Genomic DNA, 21,424 nt, shown 5'->3' with positions numbered 1-21,424 from the left:
AGGGCGCGGCTCACCATCGCGTGCCGCACACGTTCGACACGCATTCGGGCACGGTGGAACTACGACCCGACCATGGGCCGCGCTGGGATTCGGTTGTGAGTCGGTTGATCAGAGGACTGTCGCGGCCCGATTCCTTCCCTCGAGGTGAGTCGACGCTCCGAACCGTTCGTCTGCCTGCCGGAGCGATGAGGAGCCATACTCTCCCACACCCCGGACAACATCAGCCGACCGAGGGTCAATCAAACCTAAGTTTACAACGCGCAAGTGTCAAACTGGCCTGCTAGGCTGCACCCTGGGGTCTCCTGAGGAGGCCGTGAGATATCAGGGAAGGCGACCACGCGAATGAGCGCTCAACAGGCCGAGGACTTCGGTCCGTGGCTCGGACGGCAGCTGCGTCGGGCATCGAAATCCCAAGCCGAGCTCGCGCAATATCTGGACCTGACCCGTGCCGCCGTGTCCGCCTGGATCACCAGCCGCTCCGAACCTCGCGAGGAAGTCAAGCGTCGGATCGCCGAGTTCCTCGGCATCGACGTGGCCTCTCTGCACAACCGCACCGCGGACGTGGTCGCCAAGCTCCCGCTGGAGTGGCACCACAGGCCGGCACATGCGGACGGCGGACGTGAATACGGCAACGCCGCCGCCTTCGCCTTCAACGCCGACCTGGCCGTCCTCGCCCGCGAGGCGACCCAGAACTCGCTCGACGAACGCCATGATCCTTCCAAACCGGTCCGGGTCCACTACACATTGCACGAGTTGAGCGGCGCACACCTCGACTCGTTTCTCGAGGCCTTGCAGTGGGACAGGTTACGCCCGCACTACGACAAAGCCGCTTCGGCGGAACAGAAGGTCTCCCGAAGTCTGCGAGCGGCGCTGGACGACCTGGACCGAACCAGGTCGCTGCTGTTGTTGAGGGTGGACGACTACAACGCCGCCGGCCTCACCGGCCCCGAGTACAGCGACGGTCGCTTCGCGGCTGTCGTCCGAAGGCAGCTCGACAGCCACAAGCAGTCCGGCAAGCGAGCCGGCGGTTCCTACGGGCTCGGGAAAGTCACCCTGTGGGCCACCAGTCGCTTCGGTCTGGTCTTGATGAACTCGACGCTGTCGATTCCCCATGAGGGCCGGACCGAACGTCGTGTCATCGGCAGGCTCGACTTGCCTTGGCGAACCGTGGAAAAGACGGCTTACGCGGGGCCTGCCTGGTTCGGAGAACCGGACACCACTCAGAGCCACAAGGGTGTCTCCCGGTCGTGGTGGGCGGACGAGGAGTCCGTTCGAGGGCTGCAGCTCGAACGCTCGAACGCGGAAACTGGCACGTCGTTCCTCATCGTCGGGGCGCATGACGCCTCCGGGGACGCGGAATCGCTCGAGGAGATGCACGAGAAGCTGGTGCGTTCGCTGGCCGATGGTTTCTGGGCCGCGATGATCGGTGGTGATCGGGCAGGCGCGCTGCTCGAAGCCCGCGTCACGACCTTGCGCAACGGCCGGGTGCTCGTGCCCGAACAACAGGTCAATCCCCATACTCACCATCCCGCGCTGAGCAGAGCCCTCAAGGCGTATTTGGACAACGAGACCGTGACCGAGCGGACCGCGGGCGATCAAGTGGCCAGTGTCGAAGTACCACTGTTCGTCACTCCACTGAAAGGCGAAGGTCGAGCCCAAGGCAAAGGCGCAAGACACTCCGCCGTCCTTCTGCTCACCCGTGCCGAAGGGGAGGAACGAACCAACCGAGTGGTTTGCATGCGCGGCAACCGCATGGCGATCCTCGACAGGCGGCCCAGGGATCTCCCACTGGGCGCCGACGCCTTCCAGGCCGTCCTTCTCGCAGGCCATGCGACCGAGAACGAAGGCGAAGACGTCGACCTCGCGGAACAGTTTCTCCGCGCGTCCGAGCCCCCTGAGCACCACAAGTGGGATCGCACGGAAGAACTGACGTCCCTGTACCAGCGAGGAGCCTTGTCCCGCATCAGCGAGTTCCTCGAAGAGATCGACAAAGCGGTACGCGAGCTTGTCGGGCGTCGGGAGATCGGCCATCGGGGTGGCCCGAGCGTTCTGAAGGAGCTGCTGAAACTCGACGGCGCCGCCGCCGGCAGCAGACGCGCACAGGGCGTGCCGACGGTCCGGAGCATCAACGCTCAGCTGGACGACACGGGCGCCTGGCACGTGAGTGTCGACATCAAGCTGCCCAACGCGGAAGACCCGTGGTTGCTGACACCGGTCGCCAAGTTCGACGTCAGGTCCGGCGGGCGCCCTGCCGTCGAGTGGAGCCTTCTCACCCCTGCGAAGAACTGCGACATCGAGAACGGCAATCTGGTCGTCCCGCCGGGGATGCGATCGGCCTCGTTCATCGGTGTCACGGATCCGGGAAGTCATCCTGTTCAAGGTCGCCTGTCCCGACTGGTCGTGGACGTCCAGAAGGCCCGCGGAGGTGTCGCGTGAGAGCAGCATTCCCCTACCCGACGCTCTTCGGTGACGTGAGTCTCGACGTGACGGCCGTGAGTGTGGACGGCGCGGAGCTCCCGTACTCGCACGTGTCCAAGGTCGAGCAGACAGTGGCGTTGCATCGAACCGGACGGGAAGAATGGGAAGTTGCGACTCTGCACCTCGCCGCCAAGATCCCCGATGAGGAGCTCGCCGAAGGGCCTTGGGTCGATCCGGTGTGTTTGGCGGTACTCACCGAGAAAGCCACCAACGCCCGGTCGACAACATGTCTGACCCGTTCCCGTGACGGTAGCTGGCGCGGGAGCATCGAACTGGCGCATGCCCGCCATCTCAATCGCGCCTCACTCGGTCTGACGGTTGTCGCCACACTCGGCGAAATGGCGGGCCGCTTCATCGGTGCCACCGAAAAGGACTGGTTCGTGGACCTCAAGGTCACCACCCCGGTCCGACAGCGCGATATCGAGATCGTGGAGGTCGACTTCCGCGAAGGGCCGCACGAATGGTTGCATCCTTTCAAGGAGTCACCATGGATCGTCGAAACCACTGGTGACATCCCGACGGTCTATCTGAACACGAGCGCGGTGGAGGGTTTGATCGATGCCCTGCACGGCACAGGCGGCAGTCCTGAGGAGAAGATGCTGCGTGAGATGACGGCGAGCCAGGTCGCACAGGACGCCTGGACGGCCATGTTCCACACCGCCATCAGCGACCTGGATCTGGACGAAGACGGGACACCTCAGATGCCTGTCGGCTGGCGCGAGGCCGTGGTCCGGATGATGCTGCCGGACGTGCTGCCGGGACGGCAGCTCACGGACGCCCTCTTCGACATCAACGAACGTCGTACCAAGGGGTTCGGTTGGTCCGAGCTCCAGACGAGTGTCCAGTACGCGGCAGGCAGGCGAAGTCAGATCACCAAGAAGCTGACCAACGCCGTGCGGTCTGTTCATCGTTCGGACAGGAGCGATGAACGATGAGTGTTGAAAACAAGGCCGACCTCCCGCTCGTTCTGGGTTTGTTGCCGAACGCGGCGGTGGCCAAGTTCCTGACTCGCGGTATGCAGTCAGGGCAGGAGAAACCGCCGCTGGTCGCCCTCCGCAAGGCATCGGTTTCTCTTCCGCCGACGGAAGCCCGTTGGGGGATCGCACCGATCCGGGAGTTGCTCGACGTGGCGATGGAGCGCTTCGCGGGAAGACCTGTGGACGCCGACGGCTGGCTGGCACCGAGACTGCACGCCACCCTGCGGATGACCAGGGCCGAAGCTGCCGACAGTCGCCTGTGGAACTTCCTCTCCATGATCGCGGCTCCGGACTATGTGGTGTGGCGCCACAAAGGCGCCGAGATCACGCCGGCCGCCCGGTTCAGCGGCCCGCATTACACCCAGGCCTTCGCCCGTCTGTGGTGGGCGGCCGAGTTGTTCCGCAACGCGGACGACTACAGGCCGGTGGAAGTCGCCTGCAGCGTTCAAGACGTCCTGAACACGACGATGCGCCTGGACGTCATCGACCATCGTCCGACCGCGTTCGCGATCATTCGCGTGCTCGAAGAGTTGAAGCGCTCGAACGTTTCACGTCTGGGAGACCGGGCCAACGCGTTGTCGTCCGCCGTGAACACGGCAGGGAGCACCCTGCTGTACGACGTTCTGGCGCCGGACGAGCCGGCGGATCAGGACGCGGTGCACGACTGGATCACCGAGGCCGAAGACATGGCCCCGGTGCACTGGGACCGTCTTCCCGACGGACCGGACGACGGCGAAGTCAGCGAGGACGCAGTCAAGGTCCTGATACCCCTGTTCAGACAACTACTCGAAGAGGCGCCTGTGCGACAACGGAAGAAGGCTGCCGACTCTCCGGAGTAGCGTCCTTTTCGGACGGAGTCGCGACAGGCGTCGAGGGCAGCTGAGGTCGGTCGTAAATTCCCGGATCCCACTTCGCGGCGACAACCGCGTCAAGGTCCTCGGCTTTGAACTCGACCCCCAAGGCCGCAGCGAGCACGTGTGCGGCCAGGCGCGGCGGAATGGCGTTGCCGACCTGTTGCGCGATCTCTTTGCCGGACCAGGGGTAGTCGCAGGGGAAGGTCTGCAGTTGGCCGGCTTCCTCCTTCGTCAGCCGATCGAGCTCGCGCTTGGGCGAACCGGACGAATACAGCCGATTCCGTGAGATCTTGCCGGTGACCGTGGCGGAAGGCTCGTCGGACCTGCGCCTTCCCCGCAACTTGGGATCGCCGCCGGTACCGTAGTTCGACACCACTTCGAACGGCTCGTCCCTGTTTCGCAAGGCATCGGACATCGTCACCCACGGTTTGAGAGTGGCTGCTCCTTCGGACCGTTCCTTGCCTTTGTAGTACCGACGATGCGTTGGCGTCGGCAATGAAGCCTCGCCGTTGAGTCGTGCGATGAGGATCGCGCGACGACGAGTCTGCGGGACCCCGAACTCTTCAGTGTGCAAGACGCCGCAGGCGACTTTGTAACCACGTTCCTTCAGAACACCGGCGTATGCTTGCCAGACCGGCAGGACCGTCGGAACCTGTTCCAGCACGATGGCTTCGTAAGGCATCTCGTAGTCGAGAGCTTCCAATGCCCAGCGCAACGGCTCGAGTACCAGGCCGGATCGTTCTTTGCCATTACGACTGTCGTCGCCTGCGCGCTCGTCGTCTTCGTGCATCTTCTCGAGTTCGGCGCTGATGTCGTCGCCTGCGGCCATCCGCTCGACGAAGCCGAGGACCGTGTCCAGTGCACGACGACCGGCGCCGCCCCCCGCGACGGTGTACGTCTGGCACGGAGGTCCGCCCGAGAGCACGGTGGCATCGGGGAAGTCCTTGGGCCCGTAGGCCCGCACGTCGTCGTGCTTGGTGCCGAGACCTGCGGCGATCCTGGTCTCGCAGGCATTGGCATCCCACTCGATACCGTCGACGTGCACACCCAACCAGTGTGCGGCGACGTCCAGCCCGCCAGGCCCGGCGAACAGGTCCACCATCTGGATCTGCGCAGTCGTGAACAGCTGCGGCTGCACAGGGGTCATGGGGTGGAAGCTTAACTCGTGCAGGACGGCCTTGAAATCATCAGGCTCCACCGCGTGTCAGTGCGGCACGAATGGCACATCCCAACGCATGCGCGACGGGTGGCGGCGAAGCATGGCCGACCTGTCGATAACGAACGGTCTTCCTGCCCTCGAACCGCCAGTCCGGGGGGAAACTCTGCAGGCGTGCGGCTTGCTCGACGGTCAGTTTGACCATGCCGCCCCGGCCGAGCGCCGGGTCCCACACGAAGTCGGGACCTGGCACCTCGTTCGCGACCGTGGCGCCGTCCACGCCCATCTTGGCCCACGCCCGCTTCGACCCCGTCGGTCCGAGGTCCGGACCTCCTCGTTCCCAGGATCCACCGACCAAGGTCGGCGCAAGTTTGTTCGCCTGCCGAGCCCACTCGCTCGCCTGGGCCCAGCCTCGCGCTTTCATCGACTCTTCCAACGCCTCACCCACCGTCACCGGAGGTTCCAGGCTCGGTTCGGGCATTTCGAAGGCATCCATGGCATCGCCTTTGAACGCCACCAGGACGCCTTGCTCACGATTCTGTGGGACCTGGTGGTCGGCCGCGTTGACCACGAACCACTCGTATCGATAGCCCAGGTGGTCGAGCTCCGCACCGACGAACCCCCTGATCGCGCTGTAGGCGTCCTTGGTGACGAGGTCCGGAACGTTCTCGACCAGGAGCGCACGCGGCTGAACTCCGTGCATCAGCATGATGGTCGCCTTGAGCAACTCCAGCTCGATGTCACTTCCACGAGTCCGGTTGACCGTCGCCGATGCCTTCACCCGCGGAAGGCCTGCAGACAGCAGATCGACGTCGTACACCTGCTGGTGTTCGTCTGGAACGAACTCGAGCAGATCCAATTCGAGGACATCCCAACCAGGGCGATTCGCTCGCAGCGTTTCACACGCTACATCGCGATTGTCCAGCAGAAGAACAGGATCGAAGCCTGCCTGTTCCAAGCCCAGCGCGAGCCCACCCGCTCCAGAACAGACATCGAGCGAGGAAAATCGTTCTGCTTCCGGCATAGTCCTCACGCGCCCCTCGACCATCGGACGTATTTCAGCGTAACCCAGAACGATGTTCAACGACGCCGATTGATTGAAGGCTCTCCCTTCAGTCCACACTGGACAGACAAAAAGGCCCTCCCGCGAACGGGAGGGCCTTAGTGCTGTCTCAACCAGACGTGCGCCCGAAGGGATTCGAACCCCTGACCTTCTGATCCGTAGTCAGATGCTCTATCCAGCTGAGCTACGGGCGCTTGTTCAGTTTTAATCTAGCACCTGCCGGAACAGGTGCCAGCGGAGGCTCCGGGATTTGAACCCGGGAGGGGGGGTTACCCCCAACCGCATTAGCAGTGCGGCGCCATAGACCAGACTAGGCGAAGCCTCCCAGGTCGAACGACCACTGCCCAGATAGGTTACACACCCCGCGAACCCCCGCGAAAGGGACCCCCCTTAGATCCGTTGCAGCGCTCTGAGCAGCAGCGGAGAGCGCCCTCCGAGTCCTTCGGCTTCGAAGACGGCGATGCCGACGCGGGGTAGGTCGCGGGCCGCGGGGTACGCCAGATAGCGCGGGACCCAGCGAGGCTGGAACTTCGCGTTGAAGCGGTAGAGGGTCTCGATCTGGATCCAACGTGAGAAGAATCGCAGCGTCCGGGCGGACAGGCGGGCGACGGGGCCGGCGCCGATGCGCTGGCCTTGTTCCAGGACGGCGCGGAAGGCGGCGAAGTTCAGGGACACGTGGTCGGCGGGGGTCGTCAGGAGCAGTTCGGAGATCATCAGCTCGTTGACGCCGTTGTCCGCGGTCCGGTCACGGCGCATGACGTCCATCGAGAGGCCTTTCTCGCCCCACGGGACGAACTGGAGCAAGCCTCGAACGCGACCCTCGTGCTCGGCGGTGACCAGGACCGAGCCCGGATCGCCCATGCGGCCGAGGGCCATCGAGAAGCCGCGTTCGGTGTCGGTGCCGCGCCAGGTGGCGGCGAGGCCGCGGAGTTCATCGAGTTCCGCGGGAGGCACGTCTTCGGTCTTGCGGACGCGGACGGCGTACCCGGCTCGCTTCGTGCGCGAGACGGCTTGGCGGACGCCGCGCATGGTGCGGCCTTCGAGGGTGAAGGTGCCGGTGTCGACGACGGCTTCGTCGCCGATCTCCAGGACCTCGAGGCCGAAGCGTGCCCAGACGGTCGCGCCCAGTTCCGAGCAGCCCATGGTCGCCGGGGTCCAGGCGTAGCGGCGGCAGACGTCGAGGTACTCCTCGATCGCGCCCGGCCACGCTTCCGGGTCGCCGAGGGGGTCCGCCGAGCACAGCGCGACACCGGCGATCACGCGATAGGTCACCGCGGCCTTCCCCGACTTCGAGAAGACCACGAACTTGTCCCTGCGTAGCGCGAAGTACCCCAGCGAGTCCCGTTCGCCCACCAGCGCCCTGAGCCGCTCGATCTCGTCATCGGTCAGCTCCGGCGCGGGTTCGGCCGAGCGGAGCAGGAAGTACGCGGCCAGCAGGACCGCGCCGATGCCGAACAGCAGTCCGACGGCCGCCGACAGGTCCTCCAGCCACAGCGCGTGGAACACCGCGGGGCCGCTGACGCCGACCAGGGCCAGGACCGACTGGGCGAGCCTGTCACCGACGTCCAGGGGATCCAGTGCCCTGGCGACCGACAGCAGCACGAAGTTGATCGCGACCCCGGCCACCGTCAGCTGCAGGAAGACCCGGACCGCGCGCCACCGTCCAGTGACCGGATCGGGGAGCGCGATGAAGTGGCGCCGCGTCGCGATCAGGGCGATCAACAGCGCGAGCGACACGAGGCCGGCGCCGAGGACGTGTCGCAGGCCGAGGTGCGACACGGTCAGCAGGACCGCGGCGGCGACCGCCAGTTGCCAGGCTCGTCGCTTCCGCCGTTTGAGGCCGGCGGCGAGCAGCACGAGCAAGACACCGGTCACCAGCGCGACCGTCGCCGCGCCGACCGTGGCCTCGTGCGGCAGTTCCAGCCATTCGGCGACGTGCCCGCGCAGGGTGCGCCGCCCGGCCGGGACCAGCACCGAGACCAGGGCCAGCAGTCCGGCCAGTCGCGTCACCCAGGTGACCACCACCACCGAGGTGGCACCCGCCACCCGCCACGCGCCCGCCAAGTCCCGCCCCTACGTTCAGCTCCTTGCCAGCTCCACGAACGGTACAAGGGCGTCGGGGTTCAGCAGCGCATCCCGGCTGACGGCGCGGTCAGGTGAAACCCCCGAAAGGATCTTCTTGACCGGAACCTCGCATTTCTTGCCGTTGAGCGTGCGGGGTACCTCGGTCACCTGGACGAACCGGTCGGGCACGTGTCGCGGCGAGAGGGCTCCTCGCAGCTCCTTGCGCAAGGCGGGCTCGACCTCGTCGAGCGAGACGCCGTCGGCCAGGACGAGGAAGCACAGCAGTTGCCCCTCCTCGTTGCCCGCCGCCGAAGTGTCGATCACCAGCGAATCCGCGACCTGGTCGAACGACTCGACGACCCGGTAGAACTCGGCCGTGCCCATCCGGACGCCGCCGCGGTTGAGCGTCGAGTCGCTGCGCCCGTAGATGACCGCGGAGCCGCGGCCGGTGATCCGGATCCAGTCGCCGTGCCGCCAGATCCCCGGGTACATCTCGAAGTACGCCTCGCGCAGCCGCGAGCCGTCCGGGTCGTTCCAGAAGAACACCGGCATCGACGGCATCGGCTCGGTGATCACCAGTTCGCCGACCGTCTCCACCACCGGTTTCCCCTGCTCGTCGAACGCGGCGACGGCGGCGCCGAGCGCGCGCACCGAAAGCTCGCCCAGCCAGACCGGGACGTCCGGGGCCGACGTGACGAACGCCGCGCACAGGTCCGTGCCGCCGGACACCGAGCAGATCTGGACGCGTTTACCGACCTCGTCGACGATCCACCGGAAGCCCTCGACACTCAACGGCGCGCCGGTGGATCCCAAGGCGCGCAACGCGGTGAGGTCGTAGCGTTCGGCCGGTTTGATCCCGGCCTTCAGACAGCTCTGGATGTACGGCGCCGACGTGCCGAAGTAGGTGACGCGGTGCTGTTCGGCCAGATGCCACAGCACGTTGAGGTCCGGGCTGCCGGGGCTGCCGTCGAAGAGCACGATCGTCGTCCCGGTCAGCAGGCCGGAGATGAGGAAGTTCCACATCATCCAGCCGGTGGTGGTGAACCAGAAGAATCGGTCGCCCGGGCCGAGATCGCTTTGCAGGGCAAGGGCTTTGAGGTGTTCGAGGGTGATCCCGCCGTGCCCGTGGACGATGCCCTTCGGCAGCCCGGTGGTCCCCGAGGAGTACAGGACCCACAGCGGGTGGGCGAATTCGACGGGCTCGAAGGCCAGTTCCGCGCCGGCGTTGTCGGTGAGCAGCGTGTCCCAGTCGAGGGTTCCGTCGAGGCGGCCACCCGCGTAGTCGATGAGCACGGTCGCTTCGAGCGTGGCGATCTCGTCCCGCAACGAGTTCACCGTCGAACGGCTGTCGAACCACCGTCCATTGTAGACGTACCCGTTGACCGCGATCAGCACCTTCGGCTCGATCTGCGCGAAGCGGTCGGTGATCGCGCGAACCCCGAAGTCCGGCGAGCACGACGACCAGACGGCGCCGAGGCTCGCGGTGGCGAGGAAGGCGATCAGCGTCTGCGGGCAGTTCGGCGCCAGCGCGACGACTCTGTCCCCTTTGGACACTCCCAGCTTCCGCAGGCCCTCCCTCGCGGAAGCGACGGCGGAACGCAAGGCGCCGTACGTCAGTTGTGACGAGAGGCCGTCTTCGCGGTGGAAGATCACGGCGATCTCGTCGTCGGCCTTCGCGGCGCCTGCGACACCAGGCATGAGCGAGTGCTCGGCGTAGTTCAGCGTGCCGCCCTCGAACCACCGGGCGTTCGGCATCTCGCCGGTGAGCACTTCGCCGGGCTGGTCGTGCCAGCGCAGGCCGAGGAATTCGCCGACGGCCGACCAGAACTCCGGTCCGCGCCGCACGGAGAACTCCCACAACTCGTTGTAGTCGTCGACTTCCACGCCGCGTTCGGTGCGCAGCCACTGGCGGAACGCGTCGATCTTGGTGTCGGACAGGCGGCTCGGCTCGGGGCGCCAGAGCACTTCTGGGGCGTCGGCGGTGTGCGTCACCCCGCGATGTTAACCCTCGTTAACCTACTTGGCGAGCCCCGGTGAACAGCTCGTACGCCATCGTCTTGAGGCGCCCCGCGTCGAGCGGGGTGACCGTCAGCCACCCTCGATCGCGACGAAGCCCATAGCGGCCGTCGGGGGTGTCCACCCAGGTCAGCGTGCCTTCTCCGCGCTCCCAGCGGCCCTCCCAAGACTTCCTGGCCGCCCCGAGCCGTCCTCTGCCGATCCGCTGCGTCGCGATCCGCACCATCACGATGACCTCGGGTTCGCGCAGCCCGGCGTCGCGCAGGACGTCGGAGAAGGCCGGCTGCCCGCCACGCTCCCCCGCCTCGCACGCGGCCGTGTAGTCGTCGACGCGCAGGTTGACCGAGAGGCCCCGCCCCTGCTCGCACGGCGGCAACGCCTGCAGCAGGGTCGCGGCGACGAGGGGTTCCCGCAGCGCGGACAGCTCGACGTCGGTGCCCGCGACGCCGATCGCGACCGCGCCGCGATCGGACACGCAGCCGACGGCCCGGTACGCGGGATCGCCGTCGAGCCGCAGGTCCAGCGTCAGTTCGCTGTTCGCGAGGGTGTGCAGCAGCCCCACCAGTTCCGGCGCGGGGGACTCCACCGTGCCGAGGCCGCGTTCCGACAGTGTCCGGCTCGCCGTGCCGACCAGTTCGGCGCGGAACTCCGGCGTCCGCCCGACGTGCGGAACCTCCAGCACCGCGGGCAGTTCGTCGCGCCCGTGCGCCGACCACAGCAGGAAGAGCTCGCCGATGTGCAGGCGGATCCAATCCATCAGCGGCCCCCTCTCGGGTCTTCGCCGATGACCGGCGGGGTCACCTGCCCGCTCAGCCCCCAGATGTCGGCATCCTCGACGAGGTAGTCCGGCGCCTTGTGGTCTTCTTCGCCCTGACGTCCTTGCTGGGGCGCCATCCCCATCGGCATCCCGCCGAAGCCGCCCATGCCCGCGGCCGCGGCCCGTGTCCCGGCCACCTGACCGGGTTGACCCGACGGCCCGACGCCGCCGGCGCCGGATCGGCCGCCCTGTCCGAGCTGCTCTTGGGTTCCGCCGGAGGTTCCTGGCGGCGACGGCACGAAGGCGCCGCTGCTCGCGCCGGGCCCGCGCGGCGCCTCGGCGGGCTCCCGCACCTGGATCGGGGCGACGTCGTCGGTGCCGCTGCTGCGGGTCGTGTCGTCCGGTGGCGGCACCGGTTCCGGTTCGGGTTTCGGCCGCGGCTCCGGCTCTTCGGGCCTCTTGAGTAGCTGCGGCTGCTTGCCGTACGAAGTGAAGCGAGGGACGTTTTCGTAGACCTCGCCGGAGCTCTGCTGCATCCGCGTCATCACGTCGGCGGCCTGACGGTGCGAGTCCTGTGCCCTCTCGTCGGCCGGTTCGGCGACGATCCGCCCAGCGTCGGCGAAGCCGGGATTCGAGGGCGCCGACGCCGACATGGCCTGCGTCGAATCGGAGACCGGGATCGGGCGACGCCTCGGCGGCTCCGGCACCTTCGGCCGGGGCGTGGCTCCCGGCGGCTCGGGCATCGTGCGCCGCGCGGTTTCGGCGATGTCCGCCTGGCGGCGTACGCAGTTCGCGACGTTCTCCGCGCGCCAGCCGGTCTCGTCGGCCCAGTCGACGAGCTTGATCGCGGCGTCACGGGCCCTGTCGGCACCCTCGCCCGTCCAGCCGTCGGCGGTGGCGACGATGGCCGCCTTGAGCTCGGAAGCGGCCCTGTCCAGGAACGCGCCGATCTTCGCCCACTGTGCGGCGACGGCTTCCGCGCTCGCGAGGTCCAGCTCGTTGTGGACCATCTCGTAGAGCTCGCGGTGCGAGTAGCTCATCCAGTCGATGTCTGCGCGCAGGTGATCGGGACCGGGTTGCGGCTCGGGCTCGGGCGGCGGCCACGGCGAGGGCAGGATGCGCATCAGTGCTCGTCCTTCCGCTCGGGTTCGACCATGTCCTCGAGGTCGAACCGGCGGGCGACCCGTTCGAGCTGCTCCTGGCCTTCCTCGTCCGCGGCGACGTACATCTTGCGCGCCGCCATCACGGTGAGCTGGAGGTCTTTGAGCACCACCGCGAAGTCCTTGAGGACGGGCAGGGCCGCTTCGGTCCCCTCGGTCGCCGCGCCCTGGAATCGTTCGCTCATCGTGTGCCCGACGAAGTTGTCGCCCAGTTTCAAGGGCGCCTTGAACTCCGTCGAGTCCTTGATCAGCGCGTTGAGCTCGTGACGCGCTTTCAGCAGCGCGTCGACGAGCTTCTTGGCGGCGTCCTCGGTGACCTTGACGGTCCCCTTCTTGGCAGCGGTCTTGGTGTCCCGGATCTGACCCGCCACCGGCGCCAAGGCCGGCGCCGAAGCACCGAACGCGGCTTGTGGCGTCACGGGCACCTTGGGTGACTGTGCCATTCGACCCTCCCCTGTCACATCTCAGGGGGATGTTAGCGCGAATGGAGTCAGCGTAGGTGGGCGTCGAACCAATTCAACGTGCGCTGCCAGGCCTCAGCGGCCGCATCCGGGTCGGCGTCGAAGCGGTGATTGGCGCCCGGGTAGTGGACGACGTTCGTCGCGACGCTCGCCGTCGCCGCCGCGTCACGCAGCTGTTCGACCTCGGCGCCGCCTGCCTCGTCGCCCGAGTCGCCGTACATGCCGAGCCACGGGCTGGTGAGCCGTCCCGCGATCTCGACGAGGACCGGCAACCCGGTGACCCCCTGCCCGCCGACGCTGACCGCCGCGCCCAGCCTGCGGTTCGACGCCACGACCAGAGCCGCCGTCCCGCCGAGGTCGAAACCGACGACGCCGACGAGATCCGCCTGGACACCGCGCTCGCCGAGCCAGGCGAGCGTCGCGTCGGTGGCTTCGAGCAGGTCCTGCTGCGTGAGGTTGTCGCGATCGAGATGCGGGGTGACGGTGAGCCAGCCTTCGCCCGCGAGACCTGCCAGGAGCAGGCTCAAACCCTCTTCGACCTCTTCGGCTTCTTCATGCAACACCACGAGTCCGCCGCGGACGACGCCTTCCGGTTCGGCGAAGGTCAGGCGCAGCGTGTGGCCGTCGGCGTGCTGGTGTTCCACGGTGGTCGTCAGGGTCATTCCTCCATCAGACCACTCTTAGGTAAATATTCGGGGCTTGCCGTTGCGCGGGAGGATACGGTGTCGGTGCCGTCCCCCAGACGTAGGAGCGCCGAAGATGTCCCCTGTTTCGCCGCGTGCGGATCTCGAATCGTTGCCGAAGTACGTCCCTGGCCGGACAATCCAGGGCGCGATCAAGCTTGCGAGCAACGAGGTTCCCGGCGGGCCGTTGCCGAGTGTGGCGCAGGCCATAGCCGAAACGGCACAGGGCATCAACCGGTACCCGGACATCACGGCGTCCGCGCTCGTCGAGCGGCTGGCCCGCGAACTGAACGAGCCGGTCGAGCGGATCGCCATCGGCTGCGGCTCGGTTTCCCTTTGCCAGCAAATGATCCAGGCCCTGTGCGAACCGGGTGACGAGGTCGTCTTCCCGTGGCGTTCGTTCGAGGCGTACCCGATCGTCACGCAGGTCGCGAACGCCGTCAGCGTGAAGGTGCCGCTGACGACCGGGCACGGGTTGGATCTCGACGCGATGCTCGCCGCCATCACGCCGAAGACGCGGCTGGTCTTCGTGTGCAACCCCAACAACCCGACCGGGACCGTCTTGCGGCGCGCGGAGCTTGAGCGCTTCCTCGACGCCGTGCCGCCGGGCGTGCTCGTCGTGCTCGACGAGGCGTACAAGGAGTTCGTGACCGACGTCGAGGTGCCGGACGGCGTCGAACTGGCGCGCGGCAGGGACAACGTCGCGGTGCTTCGGACTTTCTCGAAGGCGTACGGCCTCGCCGGTCTCCGCGTGGGTTACGCGGTGGCGCCGGAAGCGATCACCGTCGCGCTGAAGCAGGTGTACGTCGCGTTCTCGGTGAACCTGATCGCCCAGGCGGCGGCCATCGCTTCGCTCGACGCGGCCGATGAACTGCTGGAGCGCTGCAAGGAGATCATCTCGGAGCGGACCCGCGTGCGGGATGCGCTGGTGGCCCAGGGTTACGAGGTTCCGGAGACGCAGGCGAACTTCGTCTGGCTGCCGCTGGGCGAGCGGACGACGGCCTTCGCGGAACACGCGCTGGAGCGGAAGCTGATCGTGCGCCCGTTCGCGGGCGAAGGCGCGCGAGTGACCATCGGGACGCCCGAGGAGAACGACACCTTCCTCGAAGCGGCCGCGGCTTTCCCGCGCTGACGCACACTTCGGGACAGCCCGTACTCCGTTCGCGGGGTGCGGGCTGTTCTATTTGAGGAGCAACTGCACCATCGCGGCGAGACCGACCACGACGATCACCGCGCGCAGCACGGTCGGCGAGAGCTTGCGGCCGATCTTCGCGCCGAGCTGGCCGCCGATCGTCGACCCGACCGCGAGCAGCGCGACCACGGGCCAGCTGATCGGCGCGGTGAAGGCGTAGATCGCACCGGCGACGATGTTCACGACGGCGGAGAGCGCGTTCTTGACGCCGTTGAGCCGCTGCAGCGATTCGGACATCAGCATGCCCATCACGGCGACCATCATCACGCCCTGCGCGGCCGTGAAGTATCCGCCGTAGATGCCGATCAGGAAGATCAGGAACAGCAGGAGCGGCCCGATCTTGTGGACCTTCCCGTTCTCCTCGCGGCGCTTCGCGACCCAGGCGGCCACTCGCGGCTGGACGATCACCAGCACTACGGCGAGCCCGACCAGCGCGGGCACGACGGTCTCGAAGGCGTCCTTCGGCAGTGAGAGCAGCAGGATCGTCCCGCAGATCGCGCCGAGGAACGACGCGACGGCGAGTTTCACGACCTCGGGCCAATAGCCCTTGAGCTCATGGCGATACCCGATCGCCCCGCTGACCGTGCCGGGAGCGAGGCCGATCGCGTTGGACGTCGTCGCCGTCAGCGGCGAATAGCCGAGCGCGACCAGGACCGGGAAGGTCACGAGCGTGCCCGAGCCGACGACCGTGTTGATCGTGCCCGCCCAGAGTCCCGCGACGAAGATCAGGACCGCGTGCCACCAAGTCATAAAGCACTCACTCGCGCACCATAAGCACGGTTACCTCCTTTCGCGCTCTGGATGTGTCTCGTCGAACATTCAAGTGCCCGTTATGCCGTTTTCGGACTCCGGCAAATGCGCCGGAGTGATCTCCGCGGCGACTGTCCAGCCGAGCGTCAGGTACAGCGCCCTTCCTTCTTCCGTCGCGACCAGCACCGCCCTCTCCGCCCCGGCGGCGACCGCGACCTCGTCGAGCCTGCGCATGACGAACCGGCCCAGCCCTCGCCGCTGGTGCTCGGGCTCCGTCACGACCTGATCGACCACCGCCGTCCCGCCGGCGATCGCGACCCGGCCGGTGGCCGCGCGCGAGCCGTCGGGCGCTCGCACCACGACGTCGGTGACCACGCCGTCGCCGACCAGTTCCGCCCGGTACGGCTCGGGCGCGGGCATCACGGGCCGCATCGCGAGCGGCGTGCTCATCAGGTACTCCGGTGGGCCGACCTCCCAGTTCGGCGGCACCGTCTCCACCACCTCTTCACGCGAGCCGCTCACCTTCAGCCAGGTGCCGGGCTCGGTCAGCGCGCGAGCCCGGCGCGCGACCGATCCGGCGTCCGCCAGCACATATCTCACGCGATGCCCCGGACGCCCGACATCGAGCCGGTAGCCGTCCGATTCGGCCACCGGGACCCCGACACCGCGGGAAAGCGCCCATCCGTGCACCCATGCTTTGATCAGCCCTGCCACCCCAGTCATCATTCGATGATGACACCGGTCACCGACATTTCCGGGCGGTTCGCCGAACCTGTCAGGATGAGGCCGTGGCCGACGACGAGCGTGAACAGGTGTGGAGCACGACGGTCGATCATCTGCGCACGATGATCGATTCGGGCAGACTCCCCGCCGGATCGAGGCTGCCGGCCGAACGCGCGCTGTGCGAACAGCTCGGAATCAGCCGCGGTTCGCTGCGGCAGGCGTTGCGGGTGCTGGATTCCATCGGCTACGTGCAGGTGCGCCCGGGTTCGGGCACCTATGTCCGCGAGAACCTCGGCGAACAGCCGCTCCACACCTGGTTCTCCGAGCACGAGCAACTGGTCGAGAAGCTGTTCGACCTGCGGACCACCGTCGAACCCACCCTGGCCGAGCGGCTCGCGCTCGACCACACGCCGCGGGTGCTGGAGCGGCTGGAAAGCACCGTCGACGAGATGGACCGGGCCGCGGCCGACGGCGACATGCTGCGCGTGATCGCGGCCGACGCGGAATTCCACCGGGTGATCGCGGGCAACGCGGGCAACGACGACGTCACCGATCTGCTGCGGTCGGTGCTCTCGCTGGTCGGCGAGGAACGACGGGCCGCGCTCCGGCTTCCGGGGCAGATCCGCAAGGCCGTCGACGAGCATCGCGCGATCCTCGAAGCGATCCGCCGTTCGGACGCGGAGGCCGCGCGGGAGATCACCCGGCGGCATCTGCTCGACGCCAAGACCTACGTCCACGACTACACGACCAGGGATTGACGCTTTCTTGACGGTGGCACCGCCACTGCGCGAGTATCGTTTTCAGAAGTTTGTGAAACTTCTGATGGGGGTGTGCGGTGGAGAAGGTCCGGTTCACCGAAGAGAAGGCGACGATGCTGGCCACGCTGTACGGCCGGGCGCTCGACGCCCGCAGTGAGCGGCCGGTCCTCGGTGACACGGCGGCCGACGAGGCCGTCAAGCAGATCGACTACGACTTCGCTTCGCTCGGCGTCGACGGCCAGCTCGGCCTGACCGTCGCGCTGCGGGCGAAGCCGATGGACGACTGGGCCGCGGCCTTCCTCCGGGATCATCCGGACGCGACCGTCGTGCAACTCGGCTGCGGAATGGACAGTCGCGTGTACCGCCTCGACCCGCCGCCCTCGGTGCGCTGGTTCGACGTCGACTATCCCGATGTCGTCGCGCTGCGCGGCCGGATCTACCCCGCCCGGGAGGGGTACCGGACCATCGGCTCGTCCGTGACGGACTTCGGCTGGATCGACGAGATCCCGTCGGACAAACCGGGTCTGGTGATCGCGGAGGGCCTGACGATGTATCTGCAGCCGTCCGAGGGCGAAGAATTGCTGCGGCGTTTGATCGCGCATTTCCCGCAGGGCGGCGAAATGGTCTTCGACACGTTCAGCAGGCTGGGGATCAAGCTGCAGAAGCTGAATCCCGTGGTGCGCAAGGCCGGGGCGACGTTGTACTGGGGCATCGACGAGATCTCGGAGTTGGAGCGGCTCGGGCTGACGCTGGTCGCGAAGCTCGACTCGACGGATTACGCGACGCCTGAAGTGAAGGACCGGCTTTCGGGATCGATGCGGGCGCAGCTGTGGTTCGCGGGGCTTTTCCCGGCGTTCAAGAAGATGGGGCGGATCCTGCGGTTCCGATTCTGAGCCTCGTGAGTGGTAAGGACGGTTCTAGGCCGATGCTGCCTTAGGTACCTACTGGAGTCTGGGTGCGAGTTACCACAGGTTCGGTCCGTAATGCCCGGCAACTGTGTCGCGAAAGCCACTTTCGGGACATCAGACGTCGCGAAAGTGGCTTTCGCGACACCCGGGCTGGCTGGCGCGTCCCTCACGAGACTCGACCCATCACGCCACTGTCGCCCAGGCTCTCCTCTGCGGTACATGAAGGCCCCCTTCCTTGCGCCTAGGTACAGGAAGGGGGCCTTCATGTACTCGGGGAAGGCGGACCTGCGACCAACTCCAGCCACAAACACGAGGGTGTCAGCGTGACTCCAGCACCCGCTCCACGAACCGGTGCAGCTTGTCCTCCAGCCGGAGGACGCGTTCCTCGAGCGTCAGCGTTTCCGACGGCTGCGGCACGTCCGGCTTGAGCTCGCCGCGGATGTACTGGCTGCACGCGAGGTTCGCGCACGCGTAGATGCCGAGCGTGTTCCCCTCCCGCCCGGGCTTCCCCGCGCGGCGCCCGGAGAACAGCGCGATGTCGGACAGCGGATGTGTCGTCGTGCACAGGCCGCACATGTTGCTCAGCAGGACACGGCCCTTCGGCCGGGACGCGGCGCGAAGGGACAGTCCGACGGTTTCCCCGTGATAGGGCAGCACGAGATACGCCCTGGCGGTGGCCTTCGGATCACGCCAGCCGAGGAATTCCCTTTTCTCCCAAGGGATCTCGTCCGGGCGGGCAGGCAGGGTGACCCCCTTCGCCTCGCCGCGCGTGCAGTTCACGAAGGACGCCCTGATCTCGTCCTGTCCCAGCGGTTCCATACCGGCAAGGTAGCCACCGCACCCGGGAACCTGCCAACCGTTTTCCGCCGGAGGTCATACGATCACCGGGTGCGCGGGAAGACGATGTCGAGCCGGTTCCGGCTGGTGCTCAGGACCAGTCTCGGTTTCGCCACGCTCGGCATCGGGTCCAGTGTGTGCGGTGCCGGCGTGGTGGCGTTGCTGCTGCTCCTGCAGGGCCTGCCGAGCGAGGTCGGCGACCGCGGCTGGATCCTCGGGGTCACCGCGGCCGGGATCGTGGCGCTGTCGCTGGTGGTCGGCACCCTGTGGACGGCGTGGCTGCAGCGGCGCACGGCGGTCTGGTTCGTCTTCGGCCGCCCGCCGACGAAGGCCGAAGCCGCGCGGGCACTCCGGCTCCCGGTCGACATGGGGATCGTGAGCGGGACGCTCTGGCTGATCGGCACGATCGTCCTCGGGGCGCTCGCCAGGGTGCTCGGGTCCTGGATGGACGCGCTCGGGATGGCGCTGGTCATCGGGCTCGGCGGGCTGACCACGGTCGGCCTGACCTATCTCGCCGCGGAATGGGTCGCGCGGCCGGTGATGACGATCGCGCTCAAGGTCACCCCGCCGAAGGGGACGCTCAAGGTCACCGTGCGGACCAGGGTGATCGTCACCTGGTCGCTGGCGAGCGGCGTCCCGTTCCTCGGCGTGCTTCTGGTGGCCACGCCGCCGGACCTCGGCCAGGGCGACCACGTCGCGAGCCTGATCATGCTTTCGGTGATCGGGCTGGGCGTCGGCGCGATCGGGACGGGCCTGCTCGCGAAGGCCGTCGCGACCCCGTTGCACCGGCTCCGGGTCGCGCTCGACGAGATCGCGCGCGGCAACAAGGACATCGTGGTCGACGTCGACGACTCCAGCGAGATCGGCCTGCTGCAGACCTCGGTCAACGACCTCGCCGCCGGGCTCCGCGAACAGGAGCGGATGCGGGACCTGTTCGGCAGGCACGTCGGGGACGAGGTCGCCCGGCACGCGCTCGAGTACGGCGCCTCCCTTTCGGGTGACGTGCGCGAGGTGACAGCCCTGTTCGTCGACGTCGTCGATTCGACGGCCTTGGCCGGCCGCACGCCGCCCGAGGAGCTGGTGAAGATGCTCAACCGCTTCTTCACCAGCGTGGTCAACGCGGTCGGCGCCCGGGGCGGGCTGCTCAACAAGTTCCAGGGTGACGCCGCGCTCTGCGTCTTCGGCGCGCCGACCCGGCTCGCGGACGCGCCGACGTCGGCCCTTTCGGCCGCGCGGGCGATCCGGGACGCCGTCCAGAAGACCGGCGAGCTGGACCTCGGCATCGGGGTCGCGAGCGGGCGGGTCTTCGCCGGTCAGCTCGGGACGAGCAGCCGGTTCGAGTACACCGTCATCGGCGACGCGGTGAACGAGGCCGCACGACTGACCGAGCACGCGAAGTCCGCGGGCGGTCGCATCCTGGCCAGCGAGGCGGTGCTCAAGGCCGCGCTGGAGAGCGAGCGCTCGCACTGGGAGCCGTACGCGGAACTGGAGCTGCGCGGGCGCCAGGAACCGACGCACGCCTGGGAGGCGAGCCCGCTCAGCCCGGAATGACGTCCGGCCAGCTCAGCAGCGTCGAGCCCCAGGTCAGACCGGCCCCGAAGGCGCCCATCACGACACGGTTCCCCGGCTGGAGCGTCCCGTCCTTGACGGCGTCGGCCAGCGCGATCGGGATCGACGCGGCGCTCGTGTTGCCCACCTTCTCGATGTTCGAATACATCACGTCCTCCGCGAGCCCGAGCTGCTTCGCGCAGGTCTGCAGGATGCGGATGTTCGCCTGATGCCCGATGAACCGGTCGATGTCGCCGACCATCCACCCGGCGGAATCCAGGACCGCGCGCGCCGACTCGGCCATCCGCGCGCAGGCGTGGCGGAAGACGGTCTGCCCCTGCATCACCAGATAGTGGTCACGCGGGTCTTCCGAGCGGCGGTTCTTCGCGCCGCCCGCCTCGACCCACAGCAGCTCCGCGAGCTCGCCTTCGCTGTGCAGGTCGAAGGCGCCGAGCGCGCCGAGTTCGCCGGGCTCACCCGCCCGCAGCAGGACCGCGCCCGCGCCGTCGCCGAAGATCGGCACCGTGCCGCGGTCGTCCGGGTCGACGAGCGAGGTGAAGACGTCCGCCCCGATCACCAGCACGCGCCGCGCGATCCCGGCGGCGATCAGCCCGGCGCCGGTGGCCAGCCCGTAGATGAACCCGCTGCACACGGCGTTGACGTCGAAAGCGGCGACACCGTTCAGCCCGATCTTGGTCGCGACCTGCGGCGCGCTGGCCGGGCACAGCTGGTCGGCCGTCGACGTCGCGAGCACGACGGCGTCCGCGCCGTCCTCCCCCGCGGAGGCCAGCGCCCGGCGTCCCGCCTCGGCGGCGAGGTCCACAGTGGACGTCCCAGGGTCGACGACGCGGCGTTCGGCGATGCCGGTCCGCGAGCGGATCCACTCATCGGAGGTGTCCAGCCGCTGGGCGATCTCCTCGTTGCCCACCACGCGCGGAGGCAGCCAAGAGCCGAGACCGGCGAGAACGGCCGCCTGAGATGAGGGCACCAAGAAATCCTTTCGCGGGGAAAAAGAGAGGTCTGCCATTCACTTGTAAGC

General features: G+C 67.6%; 19 protein-coding genes and 2 tRNA genes. 7 read left to right on the top strand and 14 right to left on the bottom strand.

Annotation, left to right across the window (positions count from 1 at the left end; genetic code table 11):
- The first annotated feature begins 342 nt into the window (after positions 1–342).
- The 3 genes from ACLJPX_RS22595 to ACLJPX_RS22585 are packed head-to-tail and all read left to right on the top strand — an operon-like array spanning position 343 to position 4,294.
- Positions 343–2,436, top strand: a complete 2,094-nt coding sequence (locus ACLJPX_RS22595) for a helix-turn-helix domain-containing protein (protein ID WP_410601807.1) — start codon at positions 343–345, stop codon at positions 2,434–2,436.
- Positions 2,433–3,413 (top strand): hypothetical protein, encoded by a 981-nt coding sequence (locus ACLJPX_RS22590; protein WP_410601806.1) that lies wholly within the window; start codon positions 2,433–2,435, stop codon positions 3,411–3,413. Before ACLJPX_RS22595 ends, ACLJPX_RS22590 begins: the two co-directional genes overlap by 4 nt.
- A 41-nt stretch (positions 3,414–3,454) precedes the next feature.
- Complete coding sequence (locus ACLJPX_RS22585; RefSeq protein WP_410601805.1) at positions 3,455–4,294, top strand: DUF6339 family protein; 840 nt, start codon at positions 3,455–3,457, stop codon at positions 4,292–4,294.
- On the opposite strand, the gene ACLJPX_RS22580 is transcribed toward ACLJPX_RS22585, so the two are convergent.
- The 10 genes from ACLJPX_RS22580 to ACLJPX_RS22535 all read right to left on the bottom strand — a co-directional run bounded on the left by ACLJPX_RS22580 (position 4,230) and on the right by ACLJPX_RS22535 (position 13,648).
- A complete protein-coding gene (locus ACLJPX_RS22580; RefSeq protein WP_410601804.1) occupies positions 4,230–5,456 on the bottom strand; it encodes a DNA cytosine methyltransferase in 1,227 nt (408 codons plus the stop codon). The genes ACLJPX_RS22585 and ACLJPX_RS22580 overlap by 65 nt on opposite strands.
- Before the next feature lie 40 nt (positions 5,457–5,496).
- Positions 5,497–6,549 carry a DNA cytosine methyltransferase gene (locus tag ACLJPX_RS22575; RefSeq protein ID WP_410601803.1) on the bottom strand — a complete coding sequence of 351 codons (1,053 nt, stop codon included), beginning with the start codon at positions 6,547–6,549 and terminating at the stop codon, positions 5,497–5,499.
- A 99-nt stretch (positions 6,550–6,648) separates the two neighbouring features.
- Positions 6,649–6,722 (bottom strand) — tRNA-Arg (locus ACLJPX_RS22570).
- A 41-nt stretch (positions 6,723–6,763) separates the two neighbouring features.
- Positions 6,764–6,853, bottom strand: a tRNA-Ser gene (locus ACLJPX_RS22565).
- Positions 6,854–6,918: 65 nt separating this feature from the next.
- Entirely contained in the window at positions 6,919–8,574 is a 1,656-nt protein-coding gene (locus ACLJPX_RS22560; protein WP_410601927.1) for a phosphatidylglycerol lysyltransferase domain-containing protein, read from the bottom strand.
- 33 nt (positions 8,575–8,607) lie between these two features.
- Positions 8,608–10,584 (bottom strand): acetoacetate--CoA ligase, encoded by a 1,977-nt coding sequence (locus ACLJPX_RS22555; protein ID WP_410601802.1) that lies wholly within the window; start codon positions 10,582–10,584, stop codon positions 8,608–8,610.
- Between the two features lie 19 nt (positions 10,585–10,603).
- Complete coding sequence (locus tag ACLJPX_RS22550) at positions 10,604–11,365, bottom strand: ESX secretion-associated protein EspG (protein WP_410601801.1); 762 nt, start codon at positions 11,363–11,365, stop codon at positions 10,604–10,606.
- A complete protein-coding gene (locus ACLJPX_RS22545) occupies positions 11,365–12,489 on the bottom strand; it encodes a PPE domain-containing protein (RefSeq protein WP_410601800.1) in 1,125 nt (374 codons plus the stop codon). Before ACLJPX_RS22545 ends, ACLJPX_RS22550 begins: the two co-directional genes overlap by 1 nt.
- A complete protein-coding gene (locus ACLJPX_RS22540) occupies positions 12,489–12,968 on the bottom strand; it encodes a hypothetical protein (RefSeq protein ID WP_233223067.1) in 480 nt (159 codons plus the stop codon). Before ACLJPX_RS22540 ends, ACLJPX_RS22545 begins: the two co-directional genes overlap by 1 nt.
- Positions 12,969–13,015: 47 nt before the next feature.
- Entirely contained in the window at positions 13,016–13,648 is a 633-nt protein-coding gene (locus tag ACLJPX_RS22535; RefSeq protein ID WP_410601799.1) for a dienelactone hydrolase family protein, read from the bottom strand.
- Between the two features lie 97 nt (positions 13,649–13,745).
- On the opposite strand from ACLJPX_RS22535, the gene hisC reads away from it, so the two are divergent.
- The gene (gene hisC, locus ACLJPX_RS22530; RefSeq protein ID WP_410601798.1) at positions 13,746–14,801 is read left to right on the top strand and encodes a histidinol-phosphate transaminase; all 1,056 of its coding nucleotides are present in this window, start codon (positions 13,746–13,748) and stop codon (positions 14,799–14,801) included.
- A 48-nt stretch (positions 14,802–14,849) separates the two neighbouring features.
- Here hisC and ACLJPX_RS22525 read toward each other — a convergent pair whose 3' ends face one another.
- Positions 14,850–15,611, bottom strand: a complete 762-nt coding sequence (locus ACLJPX_RS22525) for a sulfite exporter TauE/SafE family protein (protein ID WP_101611839.1) — start codon at positions 15,609–15,611, stop codon at positions 14,850–14,852.
- A 69-nt stretch (positions 15,612–15,680) separates the two neighbouring features.
- Positions 15,681–16,325, bottom strand: a complete 645-nt coding sequence (locus tag ACLJPX_RS22520) for a GNAT family N-acetyltransferase (protein WP_101611838.1) — start codon at positions 16,323–16,325, stop codon at positions 15,681–15,683.
- A gap of 74 nt (positions 16,326–16,399) precedes the next feature.
- On the opposite strand from ACLJPX_RS22520, the gene ACLJPX_RS22515 reads away from it, so the two are divergent.
- Complete coding sequence (locus tag ACLJPX_RS22515; protein WP_410601797.1) at positions 16,400–17,092, top strand: FadR/GntR family transcriptional regulator; 693 nt, start codon at positions 16,400–16,402, stop codon at positions 17,090–17,092.
- A gap of 77 nt (positions 17,093–17,169) precedes the next feature.
- Positions 17,170–17,985, top strand: a complete 816-nt coding sequence (locus ACLJPX_RS22510; protein ID WP_410601796.1) for a class I SAM-dependent methyltransferase — start codon at positions 17,170–17,172, stop codon at positions 17,983–17,985.
- Positions 17,986–18,318: 333 nt separating this feature from the next.
- On the opposite strand, the gene ACLJPX_RS22505 is transcribed toward ACLJPX_RS22510, so the two are convergent.
- Positions 18,319–18,819, bottom strand: coding sequence for an FBP domain-containing protein (locus ACLJPX_RS22505; protein WP_101611835.1), 501 nt, complete (start codon positions 18,817–18,819; stop codon positions 18,319–18,321).
- A gap of 84 nt (positions 18,820–18,903) precedes the next feature.
- On the opposite strand from ACLJPX_RS22505, the gene ACLJPX_RS22500 reads away from it, so the two are divergent.
- A complete protein-coding gene (locus tag ACLJPX_RS22500; protein WP_101611834.1) occupies positions 18,904–20,388 on the top strand; it encodes an adenylate/guanylate cyclase domain-containing protein in 1,485 nt (494 codons plus the stop codon).
- On the opposite strand, the gene ACLJPX_RS22495 is transcribed toward ACLJPX_RS22500, so the two are convergent.
- A complete protein-coding gene (locus tag ACLJPX_RS22495; protein ID WP_168214466.1) occupies positions 20,375–21,412 on the bottom strand; it encodes a beta-ketoacyl-ACP synthase III in 1,038 nt (345 codons plus the stop codon). The genes ACLJPX_RS22500 and ACLJPX_RS22495 overlap by 14 nt on opposite strands.
- Positions 21,413–21,424: the final 12 nt, after the last annotated feature.

The sequence above is a fragment of the Amycolatopsis sp. lyj-90 genome, assembly GCF_046549035.1.
Taxonomy (GTDB): Bacteria; Actinomycetota; Actinomycetes; order Mycobacteriales; family Pseudonocardiaceae; genus Amycolatopsis.
Note: the sequence above shows the minus strand (reverse complement) of the source record. Positions and strands in the feature narration are given on the sequence as shown.

Excerpts from the sequence above, each read along its gene's own strand:
- ACLJPX_RS22595 (WP_410601807.1), top strand. The coding sequence starts at position 343 with ATGAGCGCTCAACAGGCCGAGGACTTCGGTCCGTGGCTCGGACGGCAG.
- ACLJPX_RS22580 (WP_410601804.1), bottom strand. The coding sequence starts at position 5,456 with ATGACCCCTGTGCAGCCGCAGCTGTTCACGACTGCGCAGATCCAGATG.
- ACLJPX_RS22550 (WP_410601801.1), bottom strand. The coding sequence starts at position 11,365 with ATGGATTGGATCCGCCTGCACATCGGCGAGCTCTTCCTGCTGTGGTCG.
- ACLJPX_RS22545 (WP_410601800.1), bottom strand. The coding sequence starts at position 12,489 with ATGCGCATCCTGCCCTCGCCGTGGCCGCCGCCCGAGCCCGAGCCGCAA.
- ACLJPX_RS22540 (WP_233223067.1), bottom strand. The coding sequence starts at position 12,968 with ATGGCACAGTCACCCAAGGTGCCCGTGACGCCACAAGCCGCGTTCGGT.
- ACLJPX_RS22535 (WP_410601799.1), bottom strand. The coding sequence starts at position 13,648 with ATGACCCTGACGACCACCGTGGAACACCAGCACGCCGACGGCCACACG.
- hisC (WP_410601798.1), top strand. The coding sequence starts at position 13,746 with ATGTCCCCTGTTTCGCCGCGTGCGGATCTCGAATCGTTGCCGAAGTAC.
- ACLJPX_RS22525 (WP_101611839.1), bottom strand. The coding sequence starts at position 15,611 with ATGACTTGGTGGCACGCGGTCCTGATCTTCGTCGCGGGACTCTGGGCG.
- ACLJPX_RS22505 (WP_101611835.1), bottom strand. The coding sequence starts at position 18,819 with ATGGAACCGCTGGGACAGGACGAGATCAGGGCGTCCTTCGTGAACTGC.
- ACLJPX_RS22500 (WP_101611834.1), top strand. The coding sequence starts at position 18,904 with ATGTCGAGCCGGTTCCGGCTGGTGCTCAGGACCAGTCTCGGTTTCGCC.
- ACLJPX_RS22495 (WP_168214466.1), bottom strand. The coding sequence starts at position 21,412 with ATGGCAGACCTCTCTTTTTCCCCGCGAAAGGATTTCTTGGTGCCCTCA.